Here is a 5,066-nt window from a genome sequence, read left to right on the forward strand (position 1 = left end):
GCGCATTCTGGCGCGCGCTTGCGACGGGCTCGCGCGCGTCGCGGCCGACGGCGACGACGCGTGCGTGCGGCAGGCGGCGTCCGCGCTGTACTACGCGAGCGCGGCCGTGCTGATGGCGTGCGAGGGCGCGCGGCTCGCGCCCGATTACCGCCGTCTCGCGCTCGCGCATCTGCTCGTGCGCCACAAGCTGCTGCCCGTCGATCCGCTCGCACCGGCGTCGCGCGACGACGAAGCCGCGGCGTTCGACACTTTGCTGCGTGGCGCGCCGGTGTCGCTCGACGTCGCGCTCGACCTGCTGCCGGAGGTCGAGCGATGAACGCTTCGCGTGGCGCACTGGACGGCCTCAAGGTCGTCGACCTGAGCCGCGTGCTCGGCGGCCCGTACTGCACGCAGGCACTCGCCGACCACGGTGCGACGGTCATCAAGATCGAACCGCCCGCCGGCGACGAGACGCGCGGCTGGGGGCCGCCGTTCGCGGGCGACACCGCGTGGTACTTCTTGGGCGTGAACCGCAACAAGGAAGGGCTCGCGCTCGACCTGTCGCGCGACGAAGGGCGCGCGATCCTCTGGCGGCTGTTGGAGGACGCCGACGTGCTGGTCGAGAACTTCAAGCCCGGTACGCTCGCGCGCTGGGGGATGGACTATACGCGCGACCTGCAGCCGCGTTTCCCGAGGCTGATCCACTGTGCAGTGACGGGTTTCGGCGCCGACGGCCCGCTTGGCGGCTTGCCGGGCTACGACGCGGTGATCCAGGCGATGGCGGGGTTGATGAGCGTGAACGGCGAGCGCGACGGCGACGCGACGCGCATCGGCCTGCCGATCGTCGACATGGTGACGGGCCTCAACGCGCTGGCCGGCATCCTGCTCGCACTCGCCGAGCGCGAGAAGAGCGGGCGCGGTCAGTCGGTCGACATCGCGCTGTACGACTGCGGCGTGTCGCTGCTGCATCCGCATTTGCCGAACTTCTTCGGCTCGGCGCGCGTGCCCGAGCGCAGCGGCAACGCGCATCCGAACATCGCGCCGTACGACAGCTACCGGACGGCGACCGTCCCGATCTTTCTTGCGGTTGGCAACGATCGGCAGTTCGCGCGGCTCGTTGGGCATCTCGGCGTGCCGGCGCTGGCTGACGATCCGCGTTTCGTCGACAACCGCAGCCGCTGCGCGCACCGCGCGGAATTGAAGGCCGAGCTGGAGGCGCGGCTCGCCGCGCATGCGTGCGAACCGCTCGCGCGCGACCTGATGGCCGCGGGCGTGCCGTGCGGGCCCGTGCGTACGGTCGCCGACGTCGCGCGCGATCCGCATGCGCTGCACCGCAACCTGTTCGTCGAGATCGGCGCGTATCGCGGCACCGCCTCGCCGGTGAAGCTCTCGCGCACGCCGGCCACCTATCGGCGGCCGCCGCCCGCACTCGGCAGCGATACGCGCGCGGTACTCGATCGGCTGGGCGTCGACCCGGCGCTGCAGCAGCAACTGTTCGATGCCGGCGTGCTAAAGGACGCGTCCGGTGAGCAAGCGGCCGGCGGCGAGGTTTGCGCCGAACGCGCCGCCGGGAGCGAACCGCACGGCTGACGAGCCGCCGCCGGCCGGCGGCGATCCCGGCCGCACGGACGGCGCGCCGCATCGCGCCGCCGACAACAAACATGGAGACATCGATGAACGGTCCGCACACCCAACCCGCATTGCCCGCGAAGCCCGGCCGCGCCGCGTTCGCGGCCTTCGTCGGCACGACGATCGAGTGGTACGACTTCTATATCTACGGCACGGCCGCCGCGCTCGTGTTCGGCAAAGTGTTCTTTTCGAGCGACATGGACGCGGGCGTCGCGACGCTGCTCGCGTTCGTCACGTTCTGGGCCGGCTTCGCCGCGCGGCCGCTCGGCGGCATCGTGTTCGGCCATCTCGGCGACCGCGTCGGCCGCAAGACCGCGCTCGTCATCACGCTCGTGATGATGGGGCTCGCGACGACCGGCATCGGCCTGCTGCCGACCTACGCGCAGATCGGCGTATGGGCGCCGGCGGGCCTCGTCGTGCTGCGCGTGCTGCAGGGCATCGCGGTCGGTGGCGAGTGGGGCGGCGCGGTGCTGATCGCGAGCGAGAACGCGCCAAAGCACAAGAGCATCCTCTACGCGGCATTCGCGCAGCAGGGCTCGCCGACCGGCAACCTGCTCGCGACGGGCGCGTTCTTCGCGCTGAGCGCGATGCCGACGCCCGATTTCCTGATGTGGGGCTGGCGCATTCCGTTCCTGCTGTCGGCGGTGCTCGTGATCGTCGGGATGGTGATCCGGCTGAAGCTCGAGGAGTCGGCCGACATGCAGCGCGTACTCGCACGCAAGCGCACCGTGAAACTGCCGCTGCGCGAGGTCGTGCGCGATCACTGGGTCGTCGTGCTGCTCGCGGCCGGCACGCTGCCGGTGATCAACGTCACGTATTTCCGCAGCACGTTCGCGCTGTCGTGGGCGACGAAGGAACTCGGCTACGCGCAGGGCACGTTCCTCGGCATCCTCTCGATGTCGCTCGTCGTGCAGTTCCTGATGCAGCCGGTCGGCGCGTGGTTCGTGTCGAAGGTCGACATGCGCCGCGCGATGTGCTGGATCCTGATTCCGGAAATCGTGCTGATGCCGCTGATGTTCCACGCGGTCGGCACCGGTTCGTACTGGGTCGCGGTCGCGGGGATGTGCATCTCGACGATTCCGTCCGCGATGTTCTACGGGGCGGTCGGCGGGGTGCTCGCACGCGTGTTTCCGGCCAATGTCCGCTATACGGGGCTGTCGCTCGCGTATCAGTTGAGTGCGCTCGTCGTCGGCGGCGGCACGCCGGTGCTCGCGCAGGCGATTCTGAATTCGACCGGCAGCATCGTCGGCGTCGCGATCGCGTCGGGCATCTACGCGCTCGTGTCGCTCGTCTGCATGATCGCGCTGCTCAATCGCACCGGCCATCGCGCGGACGCGTTGTCGAGCGCCGAGCGTAGCGATGCAGCCGAATGGGCGGCCGAGCCGGCCGGCGACGCTGCGGCCCCGCGCGACGACGCGCGCAGGCTGAAGCCGGCCGGGGAAACCGCATGATCGCGTGCAGCACGGCAGGGTCGCCACTCGCGCCGCCGCACATGCGGCCTCGCCAATGAAAAACGGCACCGTGCGATGCGCGGTGCCGCCTCGTTTCGGGCACGGGCCGCGCGCTGTGCCGCGGCCCCGCCTGTCGCACGTCAGCCTTCGGTGGGCGGCACGTAGCCGGACGCCTGATCCGCGCCTTCGCCGAAGAAGTACTTCTCGGTCTGCTTCATCAGATACTGGCGCGCGCGCGGGTCGGCCATGTTCAGACGGTTTTCGTTGATGAGCATCGTCTGCTGCTTGAGCCAGCCCTGCCAGGCCTCCTTCGAGACGTTCTCGTAAATGCGCTTGCCGAGTTCGCCCGGCAGCGGCGGGAAATCGAGGCCTTCGGCTTCCTTGCCGAGCTTCGCGCATTGAATCATTCGAGCCATCGTGTACTTCTCCTGTAATCGGTCTGGGGGAGGGCAGGCGTGCCTGCGCTCAGAGCTGCTTCATCAGCACGAGCGACTTGCGCTGCCAGTTATAGAGTTTGCGGCGGTCTTCCGGCAGGTCGTCGACCGTCGCCTTGACGAAGCCGCGCTTCAGGAACCAGTGCTCGGTGCGCGTCGTGAGCACGAAGATGTGCGTGAGGCCGCGTGCACGCGCACGCTGCTCGATGCGCTTGAGCAGACGCTCGCCGTCGCCCGAGCCCTGCGCTTCCGGCGCGACCGTCAGGCACGCCATTTCGCCGATCTTCTCCTGCTGGTACGGATACAGCGCCGCGCAGCCGAACAGCACGCCGTCGTGCTCGATCACCGAGAAGTGATCGATGTCGCGTTCGATCTGGTGGCGGCCGCGCCGCACCAGCGTGCCGTCCGCCTCGAGCGGCTCGATCAGCGACAGGATGCCGCCGACGTCGTCCGGCGTCGCCTCGCGCAGGCTCTCGAGGTTCTCGTACGAGATCATCGTGCCGACGCCGTCGTGCAGGAACAGCTCGAGCAGCATGCTGCCGTCGAGCGATTGCGGGATCAGGTGCGCGCGCGTGACGCCGCCGCGGCACGCGCGAATCGAATGCTTGAGAAAGAAGGCGTCGTCGCCCTGGATGTTGCCCGAGTCGAGCAGTTCGGCCGCCGCGTCGAGCGACATTTCGCGGATCAGCTCGCCCGCGTCGTCGACGATGCCCGGGCCGTCCGTCAGGAAGATGATCTTGTCCGCGCGCAGCGCGATCGCGGCGGCCGACGCGACGTCTTCCATCGACAGGTTGAACGCCTCGCCCGTCGGCGAGAAGCCGAGCGGCGACAGCAGCACGAGCTTGCGGCTCGCGAGCGAATGGCGGATCGACTCCGCGTCGATCTTGCGCACGATACCCGTGTGCGCGAAATCGACGCCGTCGAGAATGCCGACCGGCCGCGCGGTGACGAAGTTGCCCGACACGACGCTGATGTGCGCATGCGCCATCGGCGAGTTCGGCAGACCCTGGCTGATCGCGGCCTCGATGTCGAGGCGCACTTCGCCGGCCGCTTCCTTCGCCGATTCGAGTGCGCGCGCATCGGTGATCCGCAGCCCGTGCGAAAACTCCGATTCGACGCCGTGCAGGTTCAGCTGCTCCTCGACCTGCGGCCGCGAGCCGTGCACGAGCACGATCTGGATGCCCATCGCCTGCAGCAGCGCGATGTCGGACACGAGCGCGTTCAGCAGCCCCTGCTGCACCACCTCGCCGCCGAACCCCACGACGAACGTGTTGTTGCGGAACTTGTGGATATAGGGCGCGACGGAACGCATCCAGTCGACGAACTGCGCGTGCCTGAGGGCCGAATCGTCGGCGGCCGGCAGGTTCGCGTCGGCGGTCTGCGCCGGGGGGAGGTCGGTTTGGGAATTCATGGGCGGGATTATAATGCGCCCCCATGTCGAATGTACCTAAAAGTCCCGCGGCGACGCGGGCAAAAGCGCCGTCGGCCCGGCACCCGGATGGTGCGGCCGACGCGCGCGGGCAGCAGGGCCAGCCGCCGCGCCGGCAGCAGGACGAGCAGGCCGGCAAGCCGC

The 5,066-nt window shown here is 69.2% G+C and carries 4 protein-coding genes and 1 pseudogene; 3 read left to right on the top strand and 2 right to left on the bottom strand.

Annotated elements, in window-relative coordinates; translation table 11 throughout:
• From HMPREF3115_RS11640 to HMPREF3115_RS11650, 3 genes and pseudogenes are all read left to right on the top strand, one after another.
• Positions 1 to 316 (top strand): annotated as a pseudogene (locus HMPREF3115_RS11640) (DNA alkylation response protein); the annotation flags it as partial.
• Complete coding sequence (locus tag HMPREF3115_RS11645) at positions 313 to 1,569, top strand: CaiB/BaiF CoA transferase family protein (RefSeq protein ID WP_070554477.1); 1,257 nt, start codon at positions 313 to 315, stop codon at positions 1,567 to 1,569. The pseudogene HMPREF3115_RS11640 and the gene HMPREF3115_RS11645, both read left to right, overlap by 4 nt.
• An 83-nt stretch (positions 1,570 to 1,652) precedes the next feature.
• Complete coding sequence (locus HMPREF3115_RS11650) at positions 1,653 to 3,059, top strand: MFS transporter (RefSeq protein ID WP_059939809.1); 1,407 nt, start codon at positions 1,653 to 1,655, stop codon at positions 3,057 to 3,059.
• Positions 3,060 to 3,199: 140 nt separating this feature from the next.
• Here the strand turns inward: HMPREF3115_RS11650 and HMPREF3115_RS11655 are convergent, their stop codons facing one another.
• Both HMPREF3115_RS11655 and argA read right to left on the bottom strand, forming a co-directional pair.
• Entirely contained in the window at positions 3,200 to 3,475 is a 276-nt protein-coding gene (locus HMPREF3115_RS11655; protein WP_006401987.1) for an oxidative damage protection protein, read from the bottom strand.
• Positions 3,476 to 3,524: 49 nt separating this feature from the next.
• Complete coding sequence (gene argA / locus HMPREF3115_RS11660; protein WP_006407977.1) at positions 3,525 to 4,904, bottom strand: amino-acid N-acetyltransferase; 1,380 nt, start codon at positions 4,902 to 4,904, stop codon at positions 3,525 to 3,527.
• Positions 4,905 to 5,066 lie beyond the last annotated feature (162 nt).

It is taken from the genome of Burkholderia sp. HMSC10F09 (genome assembly GCF_001806955.1).
Lineage (GTDB): Bacteria > Pseudomonadota > Gammaproteobacteria > Burkholderiales > Burkholderiaceae > Burkholderia > Burkholderia multivorans.